This window comes from Rothia sp. HMSC065C12 (assembly GCF_001812085.1).
GTDB classification, from domain to species: Bacteria; Actinomycetota; Actinomycetes; order Actinomycetales; family Micrococcaceae; genus Rothia; species Rothia mucilaginosa.
The window spans coordinates 29,980-56,801 of sequence record NZ_KV807670.1 but is presented as its reverse complement, the minus strand read 5'-3'; the positions used below and the strand labels follow the sequence as shown (position 1 = coordinate 56,801).

General features: G+C 59.9%; 21 protein-coding genes. 3 read left to right on the top strand and 18 right to left on the bottom strand.

Translation table 11 applies throughout. From position 1 onward, the window contains the following. Nucleotides 1-320 precede the first annotated feature (320 nt). The 13 genes from HMPREF2836_RS00460 to sdhC form a co-directional block, all read right to left on the bottom strand. Nucleotides 321-1,952, bottom strand: a complete 1,632-nt coding sequence (locus tag HMPREF2836_RS00460; protein WP_070629001.1) for a S8 family peptidase — start codon at nt 1,950-1,952, stop codon at nt 321-323. 63 nt (nt 1,953-2,015) lie between these two features. Then, complete coding sequence (locus HMPREF2836_RS00455) at nt 2,016-2,969, bottom strand: Ppx/GppA phosphatase family protein (protein ID WP_005508954.1); 954 nt, start codon at nt 2,967-2,969, stop codon at nt 2,016-2,018. Nucleotides 2,970-3,121: 152 nt separating this feature from the next. Beyond that, nucleotides 3,122-3,721, bottom strand: coding sequence for a DUF501 domain-containing protein (locus tag HMPREF2836_RS00450; protein WP_070614690.1), 600 nt, complete (start codon nt 3,719-3,721; stop codon nt 3,122-3,124). A gap of 84 nt (nt 3,722-3,805) precedes the next feature. Then, nucleotides 3,806-4,450 carry a septum formation initiator family protein gene (locus tag HMPREF2836_RS00445; protein ID WP_070614693.1) on the bottom strand — a complete coding sequence of 215 codons (645 nt, stop codon included), beginning with the start codon at nt 4,448-4,450 and terminating at the stop codon, nt 3,806-3,808. A 252-nt stretch (nt 4,451-4,702) separates the two neighbouring features. Beyond that, nucleotides 4,703-5,614, bottom strand: a complete 912-nt coding sequence (locus HMPREF2836_RS00440; protein WP_070614695.1) for a beta-1,6-N-acetylglucosaminyltransferase — start codon at nt 5,612-5,614, stop codon at nt 4,703-4,705. A gap of 173 nt (nt 5,615-5,787) precedes the next feature. Then, nucleotides 5,788-7,068 (bottom strand): phosphopyruvate hydratase, encoded by a 1,281-nt coding sequence (gene eno, locus HMPREF2836_RS00435; RefSeq protein WP_005506838.1) that lies wholly within the window; start codon nt 7,066-7,068, stop codon nt 5,788-5,790. Between the two features lie 371 nt (nt 7,069-7,439). Continuing rightward, nucleotides 7,440-8,186, bottom strand: a complete 747-nt coding sequence (locus tag HMPREF2836_RS00430; RefSeq protein WP_070614696.1) for a nucleoside triphosphate pyrophosphohydrolase — start codon at nt 8,184-8,186, stop codon at nt 7,440-7,442. Between the two features lie 88 nt (nt 8,187-8,274). After that, the gene (locus HMPREF2836_RS00425) at nt 8,275-11,988 is read right to left on the bottom strand and encodes an ornithinee aminotransferase (protein WP_070628999.1); all 3,714 of its coding nucleotides are present in this window, start codon (nt 11,986-11,988) and stop codon (nt 8,275-8,277) included. Nucleotides 11,989-12,236: 248 nt separating this feature from the next. Continuing rightward, the gene (locus HMPREF2836_RS00420) at nt 12,237-13,487 is read right to left on the bottom strand and encodes an amidohydrolase (protein ID WP_070614698.1); all 1,251 of its coding nucleotides are present in this window, start codon (nt 13,485-13,487) and stop codon (nt 12,237-12,239) included. Between the two features lie 242 nt (nt 13,488-13,729). Further along, nucleotides 13,730-14,518, bottom strand: a complete 789-nt coding sequence (locus HMPREF2836_RS00415; protein ID WP_005508960.1) for a succinate dehydrogenase iron-sulfur subunit — start codon at nt 14,516-14,518, stop codon at nt 13,730-13,732. Between the two features lies 1 nt (nt 14,519). Beyond that, the gene (sdhA, locus tag HMPREF2836_RS00410) at nt 14,520-16,283 is read right to left on the bottom strand and encodes a succinate dehydrogenase flavoprotein subunit (protein WP_005508963.1); all 1,764 of its coding nucleotides are present in this window, start codon (nt 16,281-16,283) and stop codon (nt 14,520-14,522) included. A gap of 51 nt (nt 16,284-16,334) precedes the next feature. Further along, complete coding sequence (locus HMPREF2836_RS00405) at nt 16,335-16,820, bottom strand: succinate dehydrogenase hydrophobic membrane anchor subunit (protein ID WP_005506820.1); 486 nt, start codon at nt 16,818-16,820, stop codon at nt 16,335-16,337. Nucleotides 16,821-16,823: 3 nt separating this feature from the next. Next, nucleotides 16,824-17,282 (bottom strand): succinate dehydrogenase, cytochrome b556 subunit, encoded by a 459-nt coding sequence (sdhC, locus tag HMPREF2836_RS00400; RefSeq protein ID WP_005508964.1) that lies wholly within the window; start codon nt 17,280-17,282, stop codon nt 16,824-16,826. Between the two features lie 347 nt (nt 17,283-17,629). Between sdhC and HMPREF2836_RS00395 the strand changes: the two genes are divergently transcribed. Together HMPREF2836_RS00395 and HMPREF2836_RS00390 are read left to right on the top strand one after the other, a co-directional pair. Beyond that, complete coding sequence (locus HMPREF2836_RS00395; RefSeq protein ID WP_049356077.1) at nt 17,630-18,739, top strand: mannose-1-phosphate guanylyltransferase; 1,110 nt, start codon at nt 17,630-17,632, stop codon at nt 18,737-18,739. 285 nt (nt 18,740-19,024) lie between these two features. After that, on the top strand, nt 19,025-20,437 hold the full coding sequence (locus tag HMPREF2836_RS00390; RefSeq protein WP_371440852.1) for a hypothetical protein: 1,413 nt from the start codon (nt 19,025-19,027) through the stop codon (nt 20,435-20,437). A gap of 95 nt (nt 20,438-20,532) precedes the next feature. On the opposite strand, the gene HMPREF2836_RS00385 is transcribed toward HMPREF2836_RS00390, so the two are convergent. The 3 genes from HMPREF2836_RS00385 to HMPREF2836_RS00375 all read right to left on the bottom strand — a co-directional run bounded on the left by HMPREF2836_RS00385 (nt 20,533) and on the right by HMPREF2836_RS00375 (nt 23,189). Continuing rightward, nucleotides 20,533-21,111 carry a 2'-5' RNA ligase family protein gene (locus HMPREF2836_RS00385; RefSeq protein WP_049362032.1) on the bottom strand — a complete coding sequence of 193 codons (579 nt, stop codon included), beginning with the start codon at nt 21,109-21,111 and terminating at the stop codon, nt 20,533-20,535. A 51-nt stretch (nt 21,112-21,162) separates the two neighbouring features. Continuing rightward, entirely contained in the window at nt 21,163-22,227 is a 1,065-nt protein-coding gene (gene trpS, locus HMPREF2836_RS00380; protein ID WP_049362031.1) for a tryptophan--tRNA ligase, read from the bottom strand. A gap of 86 nt (nt 22,228-22,313) precedes the next feature. Next, nucleotides 22,314-23,189: an exodeoxyribonuclease III gene (locus HMPREF2836_RS00375; protein WP_005506814.1), complete on the bottom strand. Its 876-nt coding sequence runs from the start codon at nt 23,187-23,189 to the stop codon at nt 22,314-22,316. A gap of 80 nt (nt 23,190-23,269) precedes the next feature. Between HMPREF2836_RS00375 and HMPREF2836_RS00370 the strand changes: the two genes are divergently transcribed. After that, a complete protein-coding gene (locus HMPREF2836_RS00370; RefSeq protein WP_070542580.1) occupies nt 23,270-24,103 on the top strand; it encodes a GntR family transcriptional regulator in 834 nt (277 codons plus the stop codon). A 104-nt stretch (nt 24,104-24,207) separates the two neighbouring features. Here HMPREF2836_RS00370 and HMPREF2836_RS00365 read toward each other — a convergent pair whose 3' ends face one another. Together HMPREF2836_RS00365 and glyA are read right to left on the bottom strand one after the other, a co-directional pair. Beyond that, nucleotides 24,208-25,086, bottom strand: coding sequence for a bifunctional methylenetetrahydrofolate dehydrogenase/methenyltetrahydrofolate cyclohydrolase (locus HMPREF2836_RS00365; RefSeq protein ID WP_005506812.1), 879 nt, complete (start codon nt 25,084-25,086; stop codon nt 24,208-24,210). 204 nt (nt 25,087-25,290) lie between these two features. Beyond that, nucleotides 25,291-26,565, bottom strand: coding sequence for a serine hydroxymethyltransferase (gene glyA / locus HMPREF2836_RS00360; RefSeq protein WP_005506810.1), 1,275 nt, complete (start codon nt 26,563-26,565; stop codon nt 25,291-25,293). Between the last annotated feature and the right edge of the window lie 257 nt (nt 26,566-26,822).

Genomic DNA, 26,822 nt, shown 5'->3' with positions numbered 1-26,822 from the left:
CCTGTCTATCACATACCTGTTGTCTTCTATTTTACGCCTTTGTTTAGGTAATTTCGCACCTATGGTCCATTTGAGCTGACCCTAAGTTAAAAGTTTTGAAGATATGAACGGGGTTCATCTCGTGATGCGGGTTACGGTCAAAATTACCCTTTCCGTTTTTTACGCGGTACGTTCGATATTTTCGTTTATTTGGGTGTTCCGCCGTCTCAAGCCAGATCTCAAAGAACAAAGCCCGGGACCAACTCAAAAGTCAGCCCCGGGCGAACAGGAGAAGTCTCCACAGAGAAGAAAAACACCGGCACCCCAGACTCATAAGAACCCTAACGAGTCCCCCTCCGGGCACCCCGCTGCGACCCCTTTGAAACACGACTCTTTCCGTGATGAGCACCCGGATGATGCGCCACCTCACGAGCCATCCGCGCAGCCTGCCCCGCGCTCACATGCATCCTATGCAAGCGATGCACCGAACCAGCCGTAATAATCGTCAGCCACAACGTCAGCGCCGCCAAAATTACCGGCGGCAACCAGCCACGATCCTCCGGAGGGCGACGCGCATCCGGCGCAGCCGCCTTCACAATGCTCTCACCCTCCTCATGCACCGGCGCAGCATCACTCGGAGTCGGATCACTCACCTGCTGCTTACGGTGCACCGCAATCCACTCAGAAATAGAACCCAACGGATTCGCCGTCACCGTAGGCGCCGCCAAAGCCATCGCATCCTGCGGATTGAAAATACCGTAACCATACAAAGGGTCACGGCCCGTCACACCAGCATCATCAGCCGAAGCAATCAAACGCTGAACCAGCTGAGCCGCCGACTCCTTCGGATACTTCTGCTTCAACAAAGCAGCAACACCCGTCACCAACGGAGCAGCAGCCGAAGAACCCGACCAAATCATGTACCCATTACCCGGAGCAGCCGCAATCATATCCGTACTCGGAGCAACCACAGCAATCGAAATACCCTGAGTCGACGAGCCCTCAGAAACCTGTTTATTCCGGTCAATACCGCCCACCGTCAACACGCCAGGAATCGTCGCCGGAGCACCAACCTGCGTCAAGCCGCTACCGCGGTTACCCGCAGCCGCAACAATCAGCACGCCCTTCTGCTCCGCATAGGCAAACGCCTCATCCCAGCTCTGCGGCCAGCTCGTCTTATTCGAGCCAATCGACATGTTAATAATCTGAGCCCCGTGGTCGACTGCATAACGCACCGCCGCCGGAATCTGCTCATCAATACTCTTACCGCCGGTCGTACCCATATTCAGCGAAATCGGCAGAATCTTCGCCTCGGGAGCCACACCAATCACACCGGTCGGCTTACCCGGCTGACCCGCAATCGCAGAATAGCCCTGCGTATCGTGGCCGTGACCAGCAATCAGAGAAGCGACCTCCGTGCCGTGCATCGGCTCAGCACCCAGGCCCTTCCAGCCGTCCTCGCTACCCACGCCCGAGGCGTCATAACCGCGCAGAACATTACCCTCAAGATCCGGGTGAGTACCGTCCACGCCCGTATCAATCACAGCAACCGTCACGCCCTTGCCCGTAGCCTGCGACCACAAGGACGTAATACCGTACTCCTTCAGCCAATACTCACGCTGACGAACATCATCACCATTCGTAGTCGACGCGCCCTGACGCGGAGTCGCAGAAGCCTTCGGTACCGCAGTGCCCGACGGCGAAGGAGTCGCCGTCACCTCCCGCTTCGGGCTCGGGGAAGCAGAAGGGGTCGGGTCCGTCGCCCAAGCGGTAGGCGCCAGCGGAGTCCACAATGGCAGAAGAGTCAACGCGGCACTGGCACCCAAAGCTGCACCTTTACGGATGCGGCGAGTAGCGCCTCGGTCAGAACCAACCGAGGCGCGCACACCAAATACACGAGACGCACAGGCGAAAGACGGCGCAAAAGACCAGCCGGTCAGGGGCATACCTCGCCGACGCTCAGAACGAACCATTAAAACTCCTCAAGCTGAGCCGCGCCGTGAATCACCGTTGGTTCACGGCGCGAGCGCTCAAGCCTACAGCTGGGACAGAGCGATACCGTCCAGAATGTCGTGCTCACTGACGGTCACCGAATCCACGGCGCCATCAGTCATCTCATTCAGACGGGTCAGGATACGGGCGTAAATCGTCGCGCCGGCACCAATCACATCCACCCGACCGGGGTGCATGTAGCCGAGCTCCTCACGCTCAGTACGGCTCAGCGAAGCCAACCAGCGGGCAGTCTTCTGAACGGTCTCTACGGAGAAGCTCTGAGCGTTAATAGCTTCAGAGTCATAACGGTCCAGACCCAGCGCGGCAGCAGCCACAGTGGTTGCGGTACCAGCCACAGCCACCACGCGGCGCGCATCCTGCAGGGGCACAGTCTTACGTGCCACCTCGAGAGCCTCGTCAGTATCAGCCTCAACGCGGGCAATCTGCGAGTCAGTGGACGGGGCGCTCATCATGTGACGCTCAGTCAGGCGCACACAACCAATATTGACGCTGCGGGAAGCCTTCACACCCGACTCGTCGCCGAGCACGAACTCAGTCGAACCGCCGCCCAGGTCAAACACCAGGGTGTCACCGTCGCCGTAACCGACAGCGCGCACCGCACCAGCGAAGGACAGAGCAGCTTCCTCATCACCGCTGATCACCTCGGGCTCAATACCCAGAATCTCGCGGATACCATCCACGAACACCTGACGGTTACCCGCATCGCGAGTCGCACTGGTCGCCACAAAACGCACCGAATCAGCGCCGTGCTCCTTCAGCAGCTGCGCATACTCACGAGCCGCAGCGAAAGTACGGTCCAGCGCCTCCTGCGCCAGCCAGCCGGTCGCGTCCACGCCCTGACCCAGACGCACAATGCGCATCTCACGCACAACGTCCTTCAGGACGGTCTTCTCGACCCCGTCCACCACCTCAGTAGTGGAATCAGCAATCAGCAGGCGAATAGAGTTCGTACCGCAGTCAATCGCACCAACGCGCACGGTGGGTTCCTTTCAGGTCTTCAATACCAATCAGTGCCAAAGGCAACGCGAGCGCCGCAGGCGAAAAATTTTCGCTTTTCGGCGCTCTTTCTTCTATCTATTATGCGCCCGCACCGTCGCTGACGACGATGCGGGCGCACCAGAATCAATATTTAGGCTTCTTCACGCCACGCAGGGTCGCAGGAGCAGACCTCGGGGGTCCACCACTCGGCGATAGCGTCCAGACCGCGGTCACCCATCGGGTTCACGCCGCGACCCACCGACAGGGTGTGGCCGATAACGGCGTGCAGGCACTTCACGCGGGTCGGCATGCCGCCGGCAGAGATGCCGTCAATCTCCGGGACCTCTTCGGTGCCGCTGATCAGGCGGATGCGCTCACGCTCAGCCAGGTAGTTCTCGTGTGCAGCAGCGTACTGTGCCGCCAGGTCCGCATCCTCAGCGAGCGAGTCGGTCATCTCGTACATCAGACCGCCCGCCTCCAGACGGGAAGCCGCAGCGGTAATCACCGGATGCGCCAGGTAGAACACGGTCGGGAAGGGGGTGCCGTTGCTCAGGCGCGGCGCGGTAGCAGCCACGAGCGGGTTACCGCACACGCAACGCGCCGGAATCTCGACCACGTCGCGGACCTTACGGCCCAGCTGCGCGGAAAGAACGCGGACGTCCTGCTCGGTGGGGGTCAGAGTTTCAACAGTTACGCCGAAGCCGCCGGGGGTGCGTGCCTTCAGCTCTTCAATGGTGTTTTCGGTGCTCATAATCCTAAGTTTCTGGAACGAGGGGTCGCCTCGTCCACTTGTGCCGGGTGTCTGCATGTGCAGGGTTGCTGCCGGCAGCTGGGGCTAGTTCTTCTCGAGAGAATTCCAAACCTTAGTAGTCCAGGCTTCCTCGGGGGCGTTCTTCGCATTCGCAGAAGTACCGTCCGCCTTCGTAGAGTCCTCGGTAATGCCGGTGACCACGTAGGGGGTGTCGCCGGGGTTCACATAGTAGAGGCGGCTACGTGCCTGCTGGCGAACATAGTTGTCGTCATTCCACCAGGTCTGCTCCGCCTTCAGCTGGGCGTTCTCCTGCTGCAGCTGAGAAATATGCGTGTTAATTCGCTTGATTTCCCGGTCCTGGTCAAAGTAGGTGACCACCGGGTATGCGGTACCGAGCGCAATCACGCCCACCACAACAGCGGTCAGGAAGCTACGGCCGGAGAACATGTGAGCCGCCACGGGGGCGTCGTATCCGTCCTCTTCACGGCCCTGCTGGGCAGCGGCGCGGCGGCGGGCACGCTCCTCACGGCGAGCCTGCGCCTGACGTTCACGCTCAGGGTGACGCTGGTTCAAACCCACGCCGAAGAAAAGGGCACTAGCCTTTTTCATCAGGGAAGTGCGGGCTTCCTTTGCGGCGCCTCGCGATTCTTCGGAGGCGGTAGCACCCTGAGCGGGTGCAGTGGAACTCGTAGAGTGCGACCGGGTCTGCTGGCTTGCTCGCTGGCTCATTGCTCTATCCTTCGTTCCGTTCTGTACCGCTAAACGCTTCCTTCATATTCTACCCGGGTTTGTACACTCACCTGAGCGTTCCCTCTGGAGCTACTTCCGGGGCCGTTTTGAAAGACCTTCGGGCTTTTTCGCTATGTGTTCGGGTGGGGTGCTGACACCCACCCAGGTAGAGCAAAAGGCGACGCTACCCCCAACGGAGATAGCGTCGCCTCTCGTTAAAAGCACCCCTGAATTGAAGGGGAGAACCCATCATTATCCGCGCTGGATGGCATCCAGAGCATCAATGAGCTGGGCAGATGCCTGGGGCTCAACCTTACGCGTAAACCATTTTCCTGATTCGAGGATGACAGGGAGATCTTTCTCGGTAAGCACCTCAGGGTGGGCGCCATTCCCGCTCCAGTCAATGTAATGGTGATTTGCATGGTTCTCCGAATGCTTTGTGCCCGGTGCCAACTGGCCGTCGGTCTCCCAGGCCTCAGCATTCTCACGAGCGGGTATATTGAGGAGTATACTCTGCATCCACATCTCGTCAGGCATAGGGGCAGAACGGAAAATCTTGGTGACCTCTCGGCCCGTCGGAGTTTTCAAAAAGTCCATCACCTGAAGTGCAGTCGAACGGGACACCGTCCAATAAGCCGACCCCTGATAAAACTGAATCGGCAAATTCTTGCGGGGGAACAGTCGTGAAATCTTATAACACACTTTGTGTACGCCCCTGCGGATAATCCCTTCAGGCAGTAGGCCTTCAAAGTCCTTATATTCCCGGTACAGCACCAGGACGTAGTTACGCATTCCGGGGGCTAACGCATAGAAGCTTACCCAAGAATGCTCCAGATTTTCGGGTCGAGCAAGATAATCAGCGTATTCGCGGAGAGGACGTACAGGGTAGCACTGCCCTGTAATGGACGCGTAATGAGTTGCTTCCGGATATTCTTTCAATGCCTGGGCTAGCATTTTTTGAGTTGCCTTCACAGCAGAGTAACCTGCCCAACGCACGTTTTCGCGTTCGCGGACATAAGATACGCCCTCGACGTAGAAATCATCGATATCTGCTTTCTTATCAATGTGGGCAACGCAGACACCGCCCGAGTTCAAAATATGCTGAGCAATTTTTTTGAACAGCTCCGGGTACTTATGGGCGAGGATGAGATAACAAACAGTCATGATTTTCCTATGTGATGCGTGAGTGAACGTATATGACTGATTATATGGCGCTGACAAGGAAAAACCGGGCCGACCCACAATACATGACGTGATGAATTACATCACTATGTATCGGGTTCGACCCGGCCTGTTCAGGGACGTTCAGCAGAACATCCCGCAACCTTCAAGCGTCATTATGCCTTGAAGCGGGGGAATGCGGACTTGCCAGCGTAAACAGCTGCCTCGCCCAGCTCTTCCTCAATGCGCAGCAGCTGGTTGTACTTAGCAACGCGCTCGGAACGTGCGGGAGCACCGGTCTTGATCTGGCCAGCGTTGGTTGCAACAGCCAGGTCAGCGATGGTGACGTCCTCGGTCTCACCGGAACGGTGAGAAACCATGCAACGGTACTCGTGGCGCTGTGCCAGCTCCATTGCGTCGAGGGTCTCGGTCAGCGAACCAATCTGGTTCACCTTCACGAGCAGAGCGTTAGCTGCACCCTCTTCGATACCGCGAGCCAGACGCTCGGGGTTGGTCACGAACAGGTCGTCACCGACAATCTGGACCTTGTCACCAATCTGCTCGGTCAGGGTCTTGTAGCCCTCCCAGTCGTTCTCATCCAGGGGATCCTCAATGGAAACCAGGGGGTACTTTGCAACGAGGTCAGCGTAGTATGCGCTCATCTCAGCTGCGGACTTCTTCTGGCCCTCGAACTCGTATGCGCCGTCGTTGTAGAACTCGGAGGATGCAACGTCCAGTGCCAGTGCAACCTGCTCGCCCGGCTTGTAGCCAGCCTTCTCGATTGCCTCAACGATCAGGTCCAGTGCGGCTGCGTTGGACTCCAGGTTGGGTGCGAAACCACCCTCGTCGCCCAGGCCGGTTGCCAGGCCGCGGTCGTGCAGCACGGACTTCAGGGAGTGGTAAACCTCAACACCTGCGCGCAGAGCGTCAGAGTAGTTGTCGAAGCCGATGGGAGCAATCATGAACTCCTGGATGTCAACGTTGGAGTCTGCGTGAGAACCACCGTTGAGGATGTTCATCATGGGGACGGGCAGAACGTGAGCGTTCGGGCCGCCGAGGTACTTGTACAGGGGCAGATCAGCGGACTCAGCAGCTGCCTTAGCAACAGCCAGGGAGACACCCAGGATTGCGTTTGCGCCCAGCTTGCCCTTGTTGTTGGTTGCATCCAGAGCAATCATGGCTGCGTCAACAGCGCGCTGGTCGGAAGCCTCAATGCCGATGACCTCTTCAGCGATTTCTTCGATAACAGACTTCACTGCGCCCAGAACACCCTTGCCCAGGTATACGGACTTGTCGCCATCGCGGCGCTCAACAGCTTCCCACTCACCGGTGGATGCGCCCGAGGGCACAGCTGCGCGTGCGAAAGCACCGTCTTCGAGCAGAACCTCAACCTCAACGGTCGGGTTGCCACGGGAATCCAGGATCTGGCGTGCGTGAACTGCGGTAATAACAGCCATGAATTGTTCTCCTTATGAGATGTCAAGGATGTGAACGGCTCACCCGGTAGTGGACAAGTCGCGTCCCCTAAATTCTAGCAAAACTCCCACACAAACACACTAGTTGCCACCGCTTTTTTATTGCCTTATTGAAGGTCTAAATAACCCTTAGTCAGGCGCTACAAAGCGGAACAAGACCCACACTCCCCCACATTGGGAGGGTGTGGGTACTCGACCAAAGCACAACATGAGCCCAAATGCCGGGGCATGTGCCACGAGCATCCTCACGGCCACCCAACACAACCCCAAACAAACAGAAGGCGCTTTGAAACCTCTTATTCCCTCAGAGAACAGATTTCAAAGCGCCTCACAGAAGAACTCAACCACCGTTTCTAATAGCTCGGCTCATCATGCGTATGCTGAGCAATATAGCGACGAGTGTACGAACGTAGGGCACGCTCCGGATCCAAACCATTACGCTGTGCGCGGCTCACCAACGCAAAGAGCAGCTCGCCGAACTCCTCTTCAGTGTGCATATAGCGCAGGTCGTCCTCCATGCTCGTAGGCTCCGGCGGCAGAATAATACCCGCCTTACGTGCCTTCACAGCAGTCTTCTCAGCCATAGCGAGCGCCGGCAGATGCGGCGGAATACCGTCCAGCGCGCCACGGTCACTCTTCTCCTTCTTCTTCAACGCATCCCACGCCGCCTGCTGCTCAGCTGCGGTGCGGGGCGCCTCCGAAGAGCTCTCAGACTCAGCTGCGAACACATCGGGGTGGCGCGAACGAAGCTTCTGCACAAGGCCCTCAACCACCTGCACAATGTCGAAGCCCTGCGGGTTTGCCGCAGCAATATCGGAATGGAACACCACCTGCAGCAGCACGTCGCCCAACTCCTCACGCAACAGCGGCATATTCGGCGCGCCACCGGTTTCTACCGCCTCGACAACCTCGTAGGCTTCCTCCACCAGGTAGCGGATTAGGGAGGCGTGAGTCTGCTCAGCATCCCACGGGCAACCGCCCGGTGCGCGCAACAGCGCCATGGTTTCCACCAGGGTGCCAAAGGCTTCAGCCGCGCGGGCGGCAGTGTCCTGAACGTTCTGCGCCGCAGAAGCCTCAGGAGTATTAGGGGTATCAGTCATAACAATCTTCCTCGTCGAAAAAATGACAAACATAGCGCGCCGCGCCGACCCCCACACGGGGAGCCGGCGCGGCGCACCTTACAAGGTTTTAGAGGTTCCAGTGCGAAAGCGCGCTCGTCATATGAGCCGGGATCTTCGAACCCAGACGCGGGAACATGCGCAGCTCCTCAACGTAACGCTCAGCATCCAGCGGACGCGGGTAGGTGACAAACGCCTGCTCATTCGCATAATCGAATGCCGCCTGAACCGGCACGCCCGGGGTGAAGGTCAGGCTCATAGCCAGCGGCGAGCCCTCACCCTCGCTGTACGAGTCGGTCTTCAGTGCCGGAATGTCCAGCAGGGTTTCGGGAATCAGCTCGAAGGTGCGGACCTGCTCCCAGAAGCCGTTGCGGCGCACGTGGGTCAGGGCGTCGTAGTAGGAGCCGAGAGCGCGTACACGAATCAGCACGGTGGTGGCGTCCTTTGCGGTGCCGTTCTCGCTGAAGAGGTGCTCGACGACCGGCGCCAGACGCTGAGCAACCTGAGCCTCCGTCAAAACCAGGTTGCCGGATGCCAACTGAGTCTCCGAGGGGACCAGCGGGCTCTGCACCGCGGCGGAGGGGGTGTCCGGCTCAGCCACGATGGTGGGCAGCTGGTTGAGCTCGCTCAGCGCGGATGCCGAGATGCTGGAGGAGATACCTGCCGGGGTGCTCTCCGGCAGGGCAACCGGGGTGGTCGCCGCAGCGGGTGTCGCCTCTGCTACCGGTGCAGTCTGAGCGGTAGCCTCGGAGGCGGGCGCAGCCGCGGCGGAAACCTCACCAATCTTAGCTGCGGGGGTCACCTCAACGGTCTTGAGCTCAGCGACCTTCTCAGCGGGCTCTTCCTGAGCGACAGGAGCCTTTACCTCGGCAGCCTTCGACTCAGATGCCTTTGCTTCGGTTGCCTTCGCATCAGCACCGGCGGTGCCCACAGCGGCAGCTGCGGCAAGAGCACCAGCCAGACCGGGAGCCACAGATGCGCTCTCAGCGGCAGGCTCAACGTCTACGAGGGCAGGTTCCTCGGCGGGTGCTTCAGCGGAAGCAGCGGAGGTTTCCTTCTCGGGCAGCAGTTCAGAGTCGTCCAGGAACGCGGGCAGGGCAGGCTCTTCAGCCTTCTCTGCTACCGGCTCTTCTGCGGATTCCTCAACGGGCTGGGTACGATCCAGAGTGAAGGACTCAGCAACCACGGGGGCGGCAGCCTTCTGCTCCTCGGCAGCCAAAACTTCCTCAGCGGGTGCTTCCTCAGCGTCCAGCTTCTTCTGAGCGTTGGCAACGATGGTAGCCAGGGCTGCTTCCATATCTTCGCCGGGCTCTACAGAGTCCTCGGCAGATGCCGCGACTGCCTCAGCGGCAGATTCTTCGGCATGCTCGGTTTCGGGCTCTACGGTAGCCTCACCGAAGACCGGGTCGTTCTCGTAATCGTGCTCGAACTCAGCTTCAACCGGCGCAAACTCAGCCTGGGCAGGCTGGGCAGAAGCTTCAACAGCCTCCTCTACGTCTTCCTTCTCCTGCGCAGAAGCGACAGCAGAACCAGCCACAGCAGTACCGGCCGCAGCAAGACCTGCAGCAGCCGCCAGGCCCGAAGAGGCAGGCTCTTCAGCAGTTTCAGCAACGGGCTCTTCAGCAGATTCAACAGCGGCCTCAACCTCGTTAGCTACCTGCTTCTGAGCAAGCTCAGCCTCCAGCTCACGCTCAATAGCCTCACGTTCAGCCTCAACCGAGTCAACGCTCTGAACGGTAGCCTCAGCGGCCTCAGCGGTCGCAACGGGCTTAGCCTCGACAGCGGTGCCCTCCAGCAGGAAGCTCTCACGGGTGGTCTGGCCGTCCGCCATACCCAGGTAGGATGCGTGAACCTCCAGGCCGTCACCTAGACGCGGGTTCAGGGAGACCGCCGCGCGGTTCCAGGTTGCGCCGGCCTGCTGAGCCTCGGTGTACAGTGCCGCCACGGGTGCGAACCAGTCAATGCCGGGCACAACAATGCCGGTTTCGACCTCGCGACCGCGGTGCAGCAGACGGTAGTGCATGTCCTCATCAACTTGGCGCAGTTCCAGGCTCATGGTGCCCGAACCGCGGGTACGCATGAGCTCCGCGAGGCCGTAGAGGGCACACTGCTCCGTAAGAGCGGGCAGGGTTGCCGCGCCCTCAACGGGCTCGCTCAGGATGATGGATTCGGCAACCAGTTCAGCTTCGTCTTCGCTGAGCTTCTGCTCGGCTTCCTTCAGCTCAGCGGCGGGTTCCTCAGCGGATTCTTCACCGGTAGCCGAGGTAGCCTCGTGCTTCTCGGCTTCCTTCTTGTCGATGCCCTCTGCAGTCAATGCGACGCCCTGGGAGTTGCCCTTCTCTGCCTTCTCATCCGCGTTTTCGCTCTTGAAGGCAGTCGAAGCAGCAACCGCAGCGGCGGGTGCCGCAACAGCGGCGGCAAGCGCGACACCAGGAGCTGCAGAGGTGCTCTTGGCGGGCTCGTCGTCCGCAGAGTCGGTGTCTTCAGATTCCCCAGATGCAGAGTCCTCAACCTTGGTTCCGGATGCTACCGGCTCGGAGGTTACCTTTTCGGTCTCTTCCACAGCGGGTTCTTCCGCTGCGCTTTCTTCGACAGCGGAAGCATCAAAAATTAGCTCAGCGGTGTTCTCTTCTTCAGCGTCGAAGTCCTTAGCCTCGGGCGCTTCAGAGACGGACACATCACGCTTCTCCTCAACGGATACAGCAGACATCAGCTCAGTCTCGTCAGAAACCGCGTTCTCCTCGTCAGCGATTTCAGCCGCCAACAGTTCGGGTGCCTCAACGACAGCCTCAATCTGTTCTTCTTCAGCCTCTTCGACGGGTTCAGTAATCTCAGCGGATTCAGCAGAGTCTGCATCCTCAGCAACTACCTCAGTAGTAGTTTCCTCAGCGGTCACCTCGTCGGAAGCAACCTCGCTAAAGGTCTCTTCTTCGCTATCGAGGGTGATGCCCAGGCGTGCCGCGTAGGCTGCCGCCAAATCATCCAGACCAGCGTTCTGTGCCTCGGTGACGGCGGCGCGGGTACGAGCTGCCTTCATGTCTTCAACAGTCAGGGTTTCCTCAGCATCGGCGGAAGAAGCCTCAGATACAGAATGAGTGTTCTCCGACTTTTCCTCAGTTGCCTCTACAGCTGCGGGTGCAGTCACCTCAGGTTCTTCATCGGCTTCATCTTCGGTGTTCTCAGCACGCACAGCACGCAGGTGCTTCTCAAACTGGGATCGCGCATCCTCCGCAGCATCCTTCGGCTCCTCAGCATCAACCGACGCTTCCTCAGCCTCAGAGGTAACCTCTTCATCATCACGCAGGAACGCAGGGGTAGCCGGATCGGGTGCTTCAGCAACCGGAGCAGCATCTTCTTCAATGTCCTGGATCTTAGCGACCTGCTCAACCTCAACAGGTTCCTCAGATTCCTGGGGGAAAGCACCAAGCGCCGCCAACAGGCTACGGCGCTCCTGCTCCTCAACCTGCTCTTCAGTCAGTTCCTCAGCAGAGGGATTCTCTTCAACCTGTTCGTCATCGTGCAGGAGGGCACGCTTGAGATCCTCAACAGCACGGTACTCTTCACTCTGCTCTTCGTCCTGGTTCTGGTGGCGTGCGCTCTCAGACTTCACGAAGCGGCGCAGGGAGTCCTCCCACTGCTGCTGTTCCATAATCTTTTCGCTCAGTCGTGCGCTCTTGGGAGCGTCTTCGTTTGCCTGTTCTTTCTGAGCCTTGGCAGTTTCGGCGCTCTGTTCTTCGCGCGATTGTTCATCCAACTTCTTCTTGCCGATTCCAAAGAAGCTCATTGGGTGTCCTCCTCCGGCGTGCGCCGTGTGATGATGCGCCATTTCCTTCATCCCCCGAGGGTGTGTGGGCACGGGGTCGGGAACATAACGCAAATGTCCTCATAATCCCTTTAATTCTATCGCGTGCATAGAGTTTCACCCCGTCACTCGGTGAGAGGTGACGAGGTGAAACTTGTACAGCTTTCAAGGCTTGATGTGGCGAGATAGTCGCGTCTTTACACCTGACTCATAAGCTTTCGAGTGGCTCTTTAGCGCGCCTCATCGCGGATGGGGTTCGCAGCCTTCGCAGCCTTCGCCAGTTCAAAGCGGACGGCGCGCAGGGCGGTTGCCGCCATGACGCGCACACCAATGCCGATTGCCTGCTCGCTCGGGGCGTAATCGCCCTGATGCAGATCATAGGTGGGGTCGCCGGGGGCACGGGTACCCAGGCGGAACATGGAACCGGGAACTTCCTGCAGCATCCACGCGAAGTCTTCGCCACCCATGGACTGCTCGACCAGCACGATGGAGTCCTCGCCCAGCTCGGCGCGGGCTGCGTTCTCGAGCATGGTGGTTTCCAGATCGGTGTTCACGACCGGGGGTACGCCGCGGATGTGCTCCACCCGCGCCTTCACGCCGAAGGGTACAGCGACTTGCTCGATCACTTCGTCCAGCAGGTTGCCTGCCTGGCGCCAAACCTCAACGTCCAGGCAACGCATGGTACCCGCCAGGTAGCCCTCGGCGGGAATAGCGTTGGGGGCAACGCCAGCACTGACCTGGCCCCATGCCACCAGCACACCCGAACGTACGTCAGTGCGGCGGGTCAGCACGGCGGGAACCTGCACAGCAATCTGGCTCATGGCGTAGATGAGGTCTTCGGTCAGGTGCGGGCGAGAAGTGTGGCCGCCGTGACCGCTCAGATGAATTTTCACGGTATCCGAGGCGCTGGTAATCGCACCGATGCGGGTACCGATCTGGCCCAAGTCCACCTTCGGGTCACAGTGCAGAGCGAAAGCACGCGGAATATCCTTGAGTAGACCCTGCGAAATCATCTGCACCGCACCGCCGGGCAGCTGCTCCTCAGCGGGCTGGAAAAGAATGCGGACGCTACGGCCCAGCGGGGTCTTCTCGTTCAGCTCGTGCAGTGCCAGCGCCACACCGAGCATGACGGTCTGGTGAATATCGTGGCCGCAGGCGTGCATCACGCCGGGCACGGTGGAGGCATAGGGCAGGTCGGTCTGCTCAACAATGGGCAGAGCATCAATATCGGCACGCAGAGCCACGGCGAAGGGACCGCTTCCGATATCGACGTAGCAGCCGGTGCCTTCGCAAGCAACAGGATTCATGCCGGCTTCTCGCAGTCGGTTCATGAGGCGCTCAGTGGTCGCCACTTCACGGAAGGAAAGCTCCGGGTTGGTGTGCACTTCGCGGCGGAACTGCACGAGGGTACCCATCATGCGCTCCACCCAGTCGTCGAAGACGGGGGTGGACAAATCGTAGCGAGAATTAGCGAAAACCATACACAGTAGAATAACGCCGCCCGCCGAGGTTTACCTACCCGCTGCCCCTATCTGACAGCAGTCGAGAATATCTATGACTTTATGACAGATTGTGAAGAGTTTTTGTGCGCTCCCAATCCCCTGAAAATGCTCTACTCCATCATTTCCATCAGACTTTTTCTGTCAAACGATTCAAGCCGCCACCCGGTGTGGGTGACGGCTTGAATCGTCAATGCTGTATCAGCTGATACCGCGTGTTCAGATTAGAGCGAGCGGCTCAGGATTGCCTGCTTCACCTCGGCAATAGCCTTGGTGATCTGGATGCCACGGGGGCAAGCCTCGGTGCAGTTGAAGGTGGTGCGGCAACGCCACACGCCTTCCTTGTCGTTGAGGATTTCCAGACGCAGGTCGCCTGCATCGTCGCGCGAGTCGAAGATGAAGCGGTGTGCGTTCACGATAGCGGAGGGGCCGAAGTACTGGCCGTCGGTCCAGAAGACCGGGCAAGACGAGGTACATGCTGCACAGAGGATGCACTTGGTGGTGTCATCGAAACGTGCACGGTCCTCAATGGTCTGCAGGCGCTCACGCTCAGGCTCGTTCGAGTCGTTGATGAAGAACGGCATGATTTCACGGTATGCCTGGAAGAAGGGCTCCATGTCAACGATGAGGTCCTTCTCGCAGGGCAGACCCTTGATGGGCTCAACGGTAATCGGCTTGGTCAGGTCAAGGTCCTTCAGCAGGGTCTTGCAAGCCAGGCGGTTACGGCCGTTGATGCGCATCGCGTCCGAGCCGCAGATGCCGTGTGCGCAGGAGCGGCGGAAGGAGACGGAGCCGTCTACTTCCCACTTAATCTTGTGCAGAGCGTCGAGCACGCGGTCGGTGCGGTACATGGTCAGCGGGAATTCGTCCCAGTACGCCTCGGAGGAAACTTCCGGGTTGTAGCGACGAATCTTGATGACCACATCGTAGGTGGGGATGGAGTCGGAGTCGCCGCCGGTCATACCCTCAAACAGCTTGACGGATTCCGGTTCGGGGAGTTCGTTTTCAGCCATTTTAGTACTTACGCTCCTTCGGCTCGTAGCGGGTGTAGACAACGGGCTTGGTTTCGAATCGCAGGCCCTTGACACCCTCAAACTCGGATTCGGGGTCGAGGTAAACCATCGAGTGCTTCATGAAGTTGACGTCGTCACGCTTGGGGAAGTCCTCGCGGTAGTGACCGCCACGGGATTCCTTACGGTGCAGCGCACCAACGGACATGACCTTTGCCAGCTCAATCAGGAAGCCGAGCTCAACAGCCTCGAGCAGGTCGAGGTTGAAGCGCTTGCCCTTGTCCTGGATGGCGATGTTCTTGTAGCGCTCTTCCAGTTCAGCGATAGTTGCCAGTGCTGCGCGGATGGTCTCGTCGGTACGGAACACCTGCATGTCAGCTTCCATAGCCTTCTGCAGGTCTGCGCGGATAGCGCCAACCTTCTCGGTGCCCTTGCCTTCGAGGATGCCGTTGAGCATGTTGAGAACGCGATCTGCTGCGTCGTCCGGAACCGGCACGAACTCAGCGGATGCTGCGTACTCGGCTGCCTTGCGGCCTGCACGCTTACCGAACACGTTGATGTCCAGCAGGGAGTTGGTGCCCAGACGGTTTGCACCGTGGACGGACACACAAGCAACCTCACCAGCTGCGTAGAGGCCGGGGATGGTCTCTTCGCTGTTGCGGTAGACCTCGGTCTCGTTGTTGGTGGGGATACCGCCCATTGCGTAGTGCGCGGTGGGGAACACCGGGATGGGCTGGTGGTGCGGTTCCACTGCCAGGTAGGTACGAGCGAACTCGGTAATATCGGGCAGCTTCTCGTCGATGTGGGAGGGCTCCAGGTGGGTCAGGTCCAGCAGCACGTAGTCCTTGTGGGGACCGCAACCGCGGCCTTCGCGCACCTCGTTTGCCATTGCACGTGCCACGATATCGCGGGGTGCGAGGTCCTTAATGGTGGGTGCGTAGCGCTCCATGAAGCGCTCACCGTCAGCGTTACGGAGAATACCGCCTTCACCACGAGCACCCTCGGTAACGAGAATGCCCAGGCCAGCCAGGCCGGTCGGGTGGAACTGAACGAATTCCATGTCCTCCAGGGGCAGACCTGCACGCAGTGCGATAGCCATGCCGTCACCGGTGAGGGTGTGTGCGTTGGAGGTGGTCTTGAAGATCTTGCCACAGCCGCCGGATGCGAAGATCACGGACTTAGCCTGGAAGACGTGGACCTCGCCGGTTGCCAGGTCGTAAGAGACAACGCCGGCGGGGCGGGGCTTGCCCTCTTCGTCCTTGACCAGGATCAGGTCGAGAACGTAGAACTCGTTGTAGAACTCCACATTGTGACGAACGCAGTTCTGGTAGAGGGTCTGCAGAATCATGTGACCGGTACGGTCAGCTGCGTAGCATGCGCGGCGCACAGCAGCCTTACCGTGGTCACGGGTGTGACCGCCGAAGCGGCGCTGGTCAATGCGGCCTTCGGGGGTTCGGTTGAAGGGAAGACCCATCTTTTCCAGGTCGAGCACAGCGTCAATAGCTTCCTTAGCCATGATTTCTGCTGCGTCCTGGTCGACCAGGTAGTCGCCACCCTTGACGGTGTCAAAGGTGTGCCACTCCCAGTTGTCCTCTTCAACGTTTGCCAGAGCGGCGCACATGCCACCCTGTGCCGCACCGGTGTGGGAGCGGGTGGGGTATAGCTTGGTCAGTACCGCGGTGCGAACTCGCTGACCGGCCTCAATGGCGGCACGCATACCTGCGCCACCGGCACCGACGATCACTACATCGTACTTATGTACCTGCATGATGTTCTTTCTGTGTTTTAGATGTTTTCGTTTGTCTCGGATACGTCGCCGTTAGCGTGCCGAGCAGAAGCTGGGGAGCAGTTCAGCCGCTGCGCCGGAGGGGCAGGGGTCGAACGCGAAGATGGTGAGGGTACCAACCAGCAGGACGAATGCGCATGCTGCGAAGAGAATGACCTTCAGCCAAACGCGCAGGCGGTCCTTCTCAGCGTAGTCATCGATGATGACGCGGATGCCGTTAGCACCGTGCAGCATAGCCAGCCAGAGCAACAGCAGATCCCAGACCTGCCAGAAGGGGTTAGCCCACTTGCCGCCCACGAAGCCGAAGTCGATGGCGTGGATACCGTCACCGACCATGAGGTTGGAGAACAGGTGACCGAAAATCAGCACGACGAGTACGACGCCGGACAGGCGCATACCCAGCCAAGCGAACATCTCAAAGTTGTTGCGCTTGGAGGAGGAGCGGTTGTACTTCACACCGTCGATGCGGTTGTCACGCAGACGGGGTACATAGGTGCGGGGCTTAAGCGGAGTAGCCATAGTTTAGTGACCTCCCATGTGCGAGAAAACGATCGGCAGGTGACGTGCGGCAAAGCCAGCAACGGTGATTGCCCAGAGGAAAAGCACAACCCAGAGAATCTTGATGTGCATGTAGGTTGCCTTCTGGCTGATTTCGACGTTGCCGTCCTTGTTCTTCGCCTGGATGTGCTCCACGTGCGAGTTGGTTGCCTTACCCCAGAAGTCAATAAGGATAATACGAATACCGTTGAACGCGTGGTAGACGATGGCGGCGACAAGCGCGGTCTCGCCCAGGCCCATGATGGGGTTCTTGTACAGGCTCAGTACACCGTTGTAGGCCTCCGGGGAGATACGCACGACGGCAGTATCTAGGATGTGTACAAGAAGGAAGAAGAAAATCGCGATACCGGTAATGCGATGAGCAACCCAGGACCACATGCCCCAGCGGCCGCGGTAGAGGGTTCCTTTAGAACCATTCAACACTGAATAACCTCCTGCTGCGACGGCGAGCGTCTGGGTTCTGGTACCGCATTTTTAGGCCCCAGCTTCCAGGCACAGCTGTGTGCTCACCGACTGCTTTTGTTCGTCTGTTACTTCCAAGATATCAGGTAAATTCACAGCTTACTGACACCCTGTTTAGGGTTTTTTTACAGGTTCTAAAAGCAAATTAGGGCACATTTTCTTTACGATATCCCCTAATCCCCTGTGTTTGTACGGAACTTACCTTAACCTAACCTCAAACATCACCTAAATGAGAGCCGCCTGACACTTTTTTGTTAAAACCTAAAAGAATTCGATATATGACAAATTCACCCGCTATTCTTGAAGCGATGAATACTGCACTCACTCGATTCCGCCCGCTTATTCCCGCCGGCGGTGTTGGCTCGCGTTTGTGGCCCCTGTCCCGCGCGCATGCCCCGAAATTCCTGCTCGACCTTACCTCGTCGGGCAATTCCCTGTTGCGTGACACCTACGACCGTCTCATCGATCTCAGCAACGGTTCCGTCATGGTAGTTACCGGCACTTCGCACGCCAATGCGGTTACCCAGCAGATTCCTGAACTGCGTGCCGCTGACCTGGTACTGGAGCCCTCCCCCAAGGATTCGGCTGCAGCTATCGGCCTGGCTTGCGCTATCATCCACCGCCGCGAACCGGACGCCATCATCGGCTCCTTCGCAGCTGACCACGTGATCAGCCCGGTGGACGAGTTCCACCGTGTGGTGACCGAAGCTGTCATCACCGCGGCAACCGGCAAGATTGTCACCATCGGCATTACTCCCACCGAGCCCTCCAGCGCGTTTGGCTACATTCACGCCAGCGAGTCCCTGGGCATCGAAGGCGCTCCCAATGCTCACGCCGTGGACACCTTCGTGGAAAAGCCGGACACCGCTACCGCACAGAAGTACCTGGATTCCGGTGAGTACACCTGGAACGCAGGCATGTTCGTGGCGCCGGCAGCCCTGATGCTCAAGCACCTCGAGGCGAACGAGCCCGAGCTATACGCAGGCATTATGGAGATCGCTAATGCTTGGGACACCCCCGAGCGTGAGGCTGTTATGGACCGCGTGTGGGAGACCCTGCCGAAGACCGCTATCGACTACGCTGTGGCTGAGCCCGCAGCGGCAGCGGGTGACGTCGCAATGGTTCCCGGCTCCTTCAGCTGGGACGACGTTGGAGACTTCGACGCCGTGGCACGCCTGAACACCGAGAAGAGCGGCGAAGAGCTGACTATCCTCGGCGAGAAGGATAACGTGATTAACCACGGTTGCTCCGGCATCGTTGTTGCAAACACCGAGCGTAAGATCTCTATCATTGGCCTCGACGACATCGTTGTGGTGGATACCCCCGATGCTCTGCTGGTCGCTCCGCGCTCCAAGGCACAGGCCGTCAAGGATGCTGTGGGCGAGGTCAAGGCACGAGGCCTGAACAACCTCCTCTAAATTCTGGCCCTGAGCAGGTACATGAGCCTTACTCGAGCAAAAGATACCTCTAGAAATCGGCTCTCTTCTTTTCGGAAGGGAGCCGGTTTTCTTTTGCCCTAATGGGTCATTTTGCGGGCGGTTTCAGGGCTTTTGCCTAGTGGGGCGCGGAAGGATGCTCCCTGCGGCTGGGCGGGGTTCGGAATGCCTTACGCACCCGGCGTGGGTTGCGCTTCCAGACTCTGATACGAGCCAAGGATCAACCACTATAGAGAACCATTCTCATGTTAGTCTTGGTGCATGCACATGACCCGTAAGTTTTTCCTCACCCGCGCCGGCGCACTCGGCGCAGTAGCCGCCCTCGCCCTGACCGCATGCGGCTCCCAGACCACCCAGACCGGCCAGAATACACAGACCAGCCCCAGCGCCTCCACCTCCGCGAGCGCAACCCCCGCCCCCATCACCGAAGGCAAGGGCGCGGCAAGTCGCGTCGCCATCACCTACGACGGTGGCGTGCTCGTCTATGATGCCAAGGACATGAAGCTGCTCGCAGACATCCCCAAGGAAGGCTTCCTGCGCCTCTCCGACGCTGGCGATAACCGCCACCTCGTCGTTGCAGACGGCAACAGCTACACCTTCCTGGACACCGGCGTATGGTCCGTAGCGCACGGCGACCACTCGCACTACTACACCACTTCCCCGTCGCTGTCTTCGCTGTCTCTGGCGGCTGACCACACCGGTCACGTCATCAAGGACAACGGCAAGGTCGCGGCATTCGCTGACGGCACCGGCTCCTTCGCCGTGTACGATCCGGCGAAGCTGACCCATGACAAGCGCACCGCCTCCTCCCTGGAGACCACCACCGTCACCCTGCCGAAGCCGCACCACGGCTTCGCAATCCCGCTGCCCAACGACCAGTACCTGGTAGCGGTCGGCGACTCGAAGACCCGCACCGGCGCCGCTGTTGTGGATGCTCAGGGCAAGACCGTCACCGAGAGCCCCGCCTGCCCCGGCGTTCACGGTGAAGCTATCGCCAAGGACGGCGCGTTCTCCATCGGCTGCACCGACGGCGCGCTGATCTACAAGGACGGCAAATTCACCAAGATCACCAATCCCGAGGACCCGTACTCGCGTTCCGGTAACCAGGCTGGCAAGGCTGACTCCCAGTACGTTCTGGCGGACTACAAGACCGACAAGGACGCTAAGCTGGAGCGCCCCGAGAAGTTCTCCATTATCGACACCGTTGCGGCAACCCGCACCGTCTACTCCCTGCCTTCTGGCGTGAGCTACACCTTCCGTTCGCTGGCTCGCGGCCCCCAGGGTGAGGCGCTACTGCTGACCACCGACGGTAAGCTGCGCGTCTTCGATCCGGCGACCGGCACTGAGCTGGGATCCGTACAGCTAATGGAGGCGTGGACCGAGTCTGAGACGTGGCAGGATGAGCGTCCGGCACTGTGGGTGGACGGTAAGACCGCCTACGTGACCGACCCGGCGACCAAGAAGCTCATTGCGGTATCTCTGTCGAACCCGGCAGCGCCGAAGGAGCTGATGAGCGTGGAGCTTCCGAAGACCCCGAACGAGATTCTGGGTGTCTCTTCCTCGAACGCTGCACCGGTTGAGGCTGAGGCACACGGCGCTGAAGCGCACGGCTCTGCTTCCTCCTCGGCTTCCGCTGATGCGCACGAGTCTGGCGAGGCTCACGAGGGCCACTCCCACTAGGGCTCTCACGCTGAGGCAAACCTAGCGAAAACGTAAAGAGAGATGCGACCGATAACTTATCGGTCGCATCTCTCTTTACGTTTATACGCCAGCTACTAGCGCAACGGCAGAACCGTCATCTCTTCCCAGTCCTGCCCGTCATAGGAGTAGCAGTGTAGGTGATCCACGGTGAAGGTGCGCTGCTCGGCGGGCAGAGCATCAAACACCTCACGGGCGTTCGCCACCTGCTCTTCCGTGAGCCCGTGACCCAGGGTCACGTGCGGCACGTAGGGGAAGGACGCCGCGCCGGCACCGAATAGCTCAACCAGCTTCTGGTGAATCTGCTCGAACTCGGCCTTGCCCGCCTCCAGGTTCAGGTACTCCACCTCGGTGACCGGGCGGAAGGAGTGCACCGAACCCCAGCGCGCCTCAAAACGCGGCGTGTCCAGCGCCTCGCGGAACTGCGGGGAGTGCACCTCAGCCATTAGAGACTCGTTCAGCTCCGTCAGGTACACGGTCACGTGGGTGCTGATAGGCGCCACCGCACCACCGGCTACCGCGCGCTTCCACTCTTCCAGGCGCTGAACATTCTCACCGCTCACATGCGCAATAACGCTCAGGTAGCGGTGACCGGGTTTCAGGGTCGGGGATACAGGAGCCGTCGTGGGGCTCGAAGAGTTCTCTTGTGCTGTCATCTCAATCGTGCAGGTAATGCGGCGTCTCAGCCGGACTGGCTGAACAGCGCGCTAGATTGCGGCGGCAGGCAGGAAGCCAACCTTCTTGTACACGTTCTCAATGGTGACCGTAGCGATCTCGCGGGCGGCGGAGGCACCCACGGCCAGCAGGCGGTCCAGCTCAGCGGGGTCGTCCATCAGCTCGAGGGTGCGCTCGCGCACCGGAGCCAGGCGGTCCACCACGATATCGGCCAGGTCGACCTTCAGGTGGCCGTACATCTTGCCCTCGTAGCGTGCCACAATCTCGTCGATGCTCTCGCCGGTCATGGCCGAGTAGATAGAGAGCAGGTTGGACACGCCGGGCTTGGCCTCGCGGTCGTAGGCGATGACGGAGCCGTCGTCGGTCACGGCGGACTTAATCTTCTTCTGGGTAACCTTGGGGGTGTCCAGCAGCTTGATGAGGCCCTTGTCGGATGCCGCCGACTTGGACATCTTCGAGGTCGGGTCCTGCAGGTCGTAAATCTTGGCGGTTTCCTTCAGAATCACCGGCTCGGGCACCACGAAGGTCTCACCGAAACGGGAGTTGAAACGCTGAGCCAGGTTACGGGTCAGCTCCAGGTGCTGACGCTGGTCCTCACCCACGGGCACGCCGTCCACCTGGTAGAGCAGGATGTCGGCAGCCATCAGAATCGGGTAGGTGAACAGGCCCACGGAGGCGTTCTCGGCGCCCTGCTTCTGGGACTTGTCCTTGAACTGGGTCATACGGGAGGCCTCGCCGAAGCCGGTGAAGCAGTTCAGAACCCACGCCAGCTGGGCGTGCTCGGGCACGTGCGACTGCACGAACAGCGGGGTGCGGGTCGGGTCAATGCCGGAGGCGATATACTGCGCCGCGGTCAGGCGGGTACGCTCACGCAGCTCCTCGGGGTTCTGAGGAACGGTGATGGCGTGCATATCCGGGATAAAGAACAGACATTCGTTATTCGGGTCGTCCTGCAACGCCACCCAGTTGTTCACAGCACCAATGTAGTTACCCAGGTGCATCGAATCAGCCGACGGCTGCGCACCCGAGTAGATACGTGCCTTCTGCTGAGAGGCGTTAGGGATGAGGGACTTATCCTGCTTCTTTTCGTCTGCCATAGTTATTTCCTGTGCAGTTCTTCCTGTGCGGTGCTGCGGACGGTGCAGCACATCTTCAAAAACTTATCTGTAGGTGGGTCCGCGTCTTACTCACCGATGCGGTAGTCAACCACGAGCGGCGCGTGATCGCTGAAACGCTCGTCGTAGCTTGCCGCGCGGTCCACGACCGCTTCCACGGCGCTTTCGGCGAGCGCCGGGGTCGCCATGTGGTAGTCGATACGCCAGCCTGCGTCATTATCGAACGCCTTACCGCGGTAAGACCACCAGGTGTAGGGGCCGGGCACCTGACCCGCCAGCTCACGAGCCACATCGCGGTAGCCGATATCGCCGAAGAAGCGGTCAAAGTAGGCGCGTTCCTCCGGCAGGAAACCGGCACGCTTCTGGTTAGCCTTCCAGTTCTTAATGTCCAGCTCGGTGTGGCCCACGTTCAAATCGCCCACGATGAGCACGTGGTCCGAGTGCTTTGCCAGTTCAGGCATGCGCACCAGCATGCGCTCCAGGAAGCGGTACTTATCGTCCTGCTTCTGGGTGCCGACCTCACCGGAGTGAACGTAGGCGCTGACCACGGTCAGGGTCTTACCGTTGGGCAGAACGTAGTCCGCCTCAACCCAACGGCCCGAATCGTCAAAGTACTCTTCGCCAATATTCGAGCGGGTCGCCACCGGCTGATTCTCCAGGACTTCACCGGCCGAGTTCGGGGTGCGGCGGGTCGCCACCAGTACACCGGCGCGGCCCTTCGCGGCAGCCTCCGCGTGCAGAATATGCCACTGGGATTCGTCCAGCAGCTCACGCACGATAGCGTCGGGGGCGCGCACCTCCTGCAGGCAGAGAATGTCGATGTCACGGCTCGCCAACCACGCCGCCATATCCTTCTTGTAGGCGGCTCGGATACCGTTCACATTCACGCTCGCCACGCGAAGCAGACCGCTCGGGCGCGGTGCAGGGGTGTTAGAAAAATGCATAGTCTTAATTATGCCAGTTTGAAGGAAGAGAAATTTTCACTCGTGCGCGTTTTTTCTCTGGCTGAACGGTAAACTATTGGGTGATGAATTCACACTCCTCACAGACCACCGACCACGGTACCCCCTCACATTCTGCGGGCACCTCCGCCTCCGAAAGTACCGCTCACAACACTGAGAGCCGCTACGAGCTACCCCCGATTCCCGGCCCGAAGTACGAGCAGGTCATCCACTACATTGAGCAGCGCTACATTATTCCCGGCAAGCCCGGCGATAAGCTGCCCACCGAACGCATGATTCAGCAGAACTTTGGGGTGAGCCGCCAGACGGTTCGTAGCGCCCTGAAGGTTCTGATTGAACGCGGCCTGCTCTACAACGTGCAGGGCTCCGGCACCTACGTTGCCGAGCGCACCGACGCCACTTACATTCCGCGCGTGGACACCTTCGTTGACGATATGCGCCGCCGCGGTTTTGAGGGCTCCACCCGCATGATTGCGACCCGCTGGGTGGACGCCACCGAAGAGATTTCCACCCACCTATCCGTGCCGGTGGGCGAGCAGGTGCTGTTCGTGCGTCGTCTGCGTCTTGCCAACCACGAAGTCATTGGCTTTGAGCGTTCCTACTTTGTCAAGGCCGCCGCAAGCAGCATCCTGGACGCCATGATGGCGGAGATGTCCGGTGCGATGAGCTCGCTAGACCAGCTTGCCGACACCCCCAACGCCATTAAGCACGCCCGCGTACGCACCAGCGCGGCGCTCTTCACCGACGCCGACGCCGAGGCGTTCAACCACCAGGTTCCCGTGGGCGAGGCGGCGTTCAAGGTCTGCGCGACCGGCTACACCGAAGAAGGTAGCCCCGTCGAGTACGCAGAGACCCTGTACCTTGCTGATGCCTACTTCTACGAGATGATTCTCTAGCATCTGCCTTTTCTTGTGATGACAGTGTGAAGGGCGGTGCCCCGGTAGATCGTTCTACCGGGGCACCGCCCTTTTGAGTTATTAGCTCTGAAATGTTGCGAGCCTTACGCCGCCTGGCGCTCCGCGGTCTCAACCACGTTCACCAGCAGCTCCGCGCGGGTCATCGGGCCCACACCGCCGGGGTTCGGGGAAACCCAGGATGCCTTTTCAGCGGCCTCCGGGGAGACATCGCCGAAGAGCTTCTTCTTGCCGGTCTCCGGGTCCTCAGCACGGGAAACACCAACGTCCAGCAGGATTGCACCGTCCTTGACCTGGTGAGCCTTCAGCACGTGCGGAACACCCACAGCGGCAACAATGATGTCAGCCTCGCGCAGTACCTCATCCAGGTTCTCGGTACCGGTGTGCGCCAGGGTTGCGGTCGCGTTCACCTCGCGGCGGGTCAGCAGCAGACCCAGCGGGCGGCCCACGGTAATGCCGCGGCCGAGCACCACAACGTTCTTACCATTCCAGTCGATGCCGTGGCGCTTGACCAGCTCAATGACACCGTTGGGGGTGCAGGGCAGCGGGGAATCCAGCGGCTCAGAAACGTTCAGCACGAGCTTGCCGAGGTTGGTCGGGTGCAGGCCGTCAGCGTCCTTCTCGGGGGCGATGCGCTCCAGCACGCGGTTGGTGTCCAGGTGCTTGGGCAGGGGCAGCTGCACAATGTAGCTGGTGCACGCCGGGTCGTTGTTCAGCTTGTCGATCTCTGCGTCGAGCTCTTCCTGAGTGATGTCACCGGGCAAGTCCACACGGATGGAGTTAATACCGATCTCTGCGCAGTCGCGGTGCTTAGCACCCACGTACGAGCGGGATGCCGGATCGTCACCGACCAGCACGGTGCCCAGGCCGGGGGTAATACCCTTAGCCTTGAGCGCCTCGACGCGCTCCTTCAGCTCTTCCTTGATGGCTGCGGCGGTTGCGTTACCGTCTAGAATCTGGGGCATTGTTTTTCCTTCCATAGATTGCGGCGGGTTCGCCGAAACGGATGGTCTGTGTGTTGAGTTCTAGGGTGTGTGCCTAGAGGCGCCACTCCCCCGCTACGTCCCTCAACGGGTTAGCGGGTAGAGAGGCCAAAGTATGAGGGCGAAATAACCCCGCCCGCTCAGCACCCACGAAGGGATGCTGAGCGAACGGGGTCATTCATGGGTCTACCAGTTCTCGCTGCCCTGGTAGAGGGGGTACTTGGCGCACAGTGCCTCAACGCGGGCACGCAGCGCAGCGATGTCCGGGTTCGGCAGCAGTACGGAAGCGATAATGTCGGCTACCTCGGTGAAGCCCTCAGCGTCGAAGCCGCGGGTCGCCAGCGCGGGGGTACCGATACGCAGACCGGAGGTCACCATCGGCGGGCGCGGGTCGTTCGGCACGGCGTTACGGTTGACGGTAATACCAGCCTGGTGCAGCAGGTCCTCTGCTTCCTTGCCGTTGAGGGCGTGGTCGCGCAGGTCAACGAGCACCAGGTGAACGTCGGTACCGCCAGAGGCGATCGACACGCCGGCGTCCTTCATGTCCTGCTGCAGCAGGCGGTTCGCGAGGATCTGTGCGCCCTCAACGGTGCGCTTCTGACGGTCCTTGAACGCGTCAGATGCGGCGACCTTGAACGCGGTAGCCTTCGCAGCGATTACATGCATGAGCGGGCCGCCCTGCTGGCCGGGGAACACTGCGGAGTCAATCTTCTTCTTCAGCTCCTCGGTGCAGAGGATGAAGCCGGAGCGGGGGCCGCCCAGGGTCTTGTGCACGGTGGAGGAGACCACGTGTGCGTGCGGGACGGGGTTCGGGTGCAGACCCGCAGCCACCAGGCCCGCGAAGTGAGCCATGTCCACCCACAGGTACGCGCCGATCTCGTCAGCAATCGCGCGGAACGCAGCGAAGTCCAGCTGACGGGGGTACGCGGACCAGCCGGCAATAATCAGCTTGGGGCGCTCAGCCAGAGCCAGTTCACGCACCTGCTCCATGTCAACGCGGCCGGACTCGTCCACGCCGTACGCGACAACGTGGTACAGCTTGCCGGAGACGTTCAGCTTCATGCCGTGGGTCAGGTGGCCACCGTGTGCCAGGGACAGACCCATGATGGTGTCGCCGGGGTTCAGCAGCGCGTGCATAACGGCGTTGTTTGCCTGCGCACCGGAGTGGGGCTGAACGTTGGCGTGCTCAGCGCCGAAGAGTTCCTTCACACGGGAAATAGCGAGGGACTCAACGATGTCAACGAATTCGCAACCGCCGTAGTAGCGGCGGCCGGGGTAACCCTCAGCGTACTTGTTGGTCAGTACCGAGCCCTGGCTTTCGAGGACGGCACGGGGGACGAAGTTCTCGGATGCAATCATCTCGAGGGTGTTCTGCTGGCGCTTGCGCTCCAGCTCAATGGCTTCTGCAACCTCGGGGTCGAGGTCGGCGAGGGGCATCTCGAGGATCTTCTGCTCGGACATTACGCTCCTGGGAGTGTTTTTGCGTTATCTTCGGTCGCTCATCATCGGGGTTGCCGCGGCGTACGCCGGGCGGTCTTCAGGAGGCGCGGGCGCCTCCAGTTGAAAACCCTGAATGAAAAAATATGAGCTACACCTCATAATACCGTAAAGCCCGCTTTCCTTCGAGAAGGAAAACGGGCTTTACAAAGCATCACGATGAAGTTTTTACGGCGTCGGCGCGACACCAGCGAGGGGCATAGAACACACTCCGGCAGGCT

What these genes read in the sequence shown, in the direction of transcription:
- HMPREF2836_RS00390 (WP_371440852.1), top strand. Translation starts at nt 19,025, where the DNA reads ATGACCCGTAAGTTTTTCCTCACCCGCGCCGGCGCACTCGGCGCAGTA.
- HMPREF2836_RS00385 (WP_049362032.1), bottom strand. Translation starts at nt 21,111, where the DNA reads ATGACAGCACAAGAGAACTCTTCGAGCCCCACGACGGCTCCTGTATCC.
- HMPREF2836_RS00405 (WP_005506820.1), bottom strand. Translation starts at nt 16,820, where the DNA reads ATGGCTACTCCGCTTAAGCCCCGCACCTATGTACCCCGTCTGCGTGAC.
- HMPREF2836_RS00395 (WP_049356077.1), top strand. Translation starts at nt 17,630, where the DNA reads ATGAATACTGCACTCACTCGATTCCGCCCGCTTATTCCCGCCGGCGGT.
- sdhA (WP_005508963.1), bottom strand. Translation starts at nt 16,283, where the DNA reads ATGCAGGTACATAAGTACGATGTAGTGATCGTCGGTGCCGGTGGCGCA.
- eno (WP_005506838.1), bottom strand. Translation starts at nt 7,068, where the DNA reads ATGGCTGTTATTACCGCAGTTCACGCACGCCAGATCCTGGATTCCCGT.
- HMPREF2836_RS00440 (WP_070614695.1), bottom strand. Translation starts at nt 5,614, where the DNA reads ATGACTGTTTGTTATCTCATCCTCGCCCATAAGTACCCGGAGCTGTTC.
- HMPREF2836_RS00460 (WP_070629001.1), bottom strand. Translation starts at nt 1,952, where the DNA reads ATGGTTCGTTCTGAGCGTCGGCGAGGTATGCCCCTGACCGGCTGGTCT.
- trpS (WP_049362031.1), bottom strand. Translation starts at nt 22,227, where the DNA reads ATGGCAGACGAAAAGAAGCAGGATAAGTCCCTCATCCCTAACGCCTCT.
- HMPREF2836_RS00365 (WP_005506812.1), bottom strand. Translation starts at nt 25,086, where the DNA reads ATGCCCCAGATTCTAGACGGTAACGCAACCGCCGCAGCCATCAAGGAA.
- HMPREF2836_RS00430 (WP_070614696.1), bottom strand. Translation starts at nt 8,186, where the DNA reads ATGACTGATACCCCTAATACTCCTGAGGCTTCTGCGGCGCAGAACGTT.
- HMPREF2836_RS00425 (WP_070628999.1), bottom strand. Translation starts at nt 11,988, where the DNA reads ATGAGCTTCTTTGGAATCGGCAAGAAGAAGTTGGATGAACAATCGCGC.
- HMPREF2836_RS00450 (WP_070614690.1), bottom strand. Translation starts at nt 3,721, where the DNA reads ATGAGCACCGAAAACACCATTGAAGAGCTGAAGGCACGCACCCCCGGC.
- HMPREF2836_RS00415 (WP_005508960.1), bottom strand. Translation starts at nt 14,518, where the DNA reads ATGGCTGAAAACGAACTCCCCGAACCGGAATCCGTCAAGCTGTTTGAG.
- HMPREF2836_RS00420 (WP_070614698.1), bottom strand. Translation starts at nt 13,487, where the DNA reads ATGGTTTTCGCTAATTCTCGCTACGATTTGTCCACCCCCGTCTTCGAC.
- HMPREF2836_RS00445 (WP_070614693.1), bottom strand. Translation starts at nt 4,450, where the DNA reads ATGAGCCAGCGAGCAAGCCAGCAGACCCGGTCGCACTCTACGAGTTCC.
- HMPREF2836_RS00375 (WP_005506814.1), bottom strand. Translation starts at nt 23,189, where the DNA reads ATGCATTTTTCTAACACCCCTGCACCGCGCCCGAGCGGTCTGCTTCGC.
- glyA (WP_005506810.1), bottom strand. Translation starts at nt 26,565, where the DNA reads ATGTCCGAGCAGAAGATCCTCGAGATGCCCCTCGCCGACCTCGACCCC.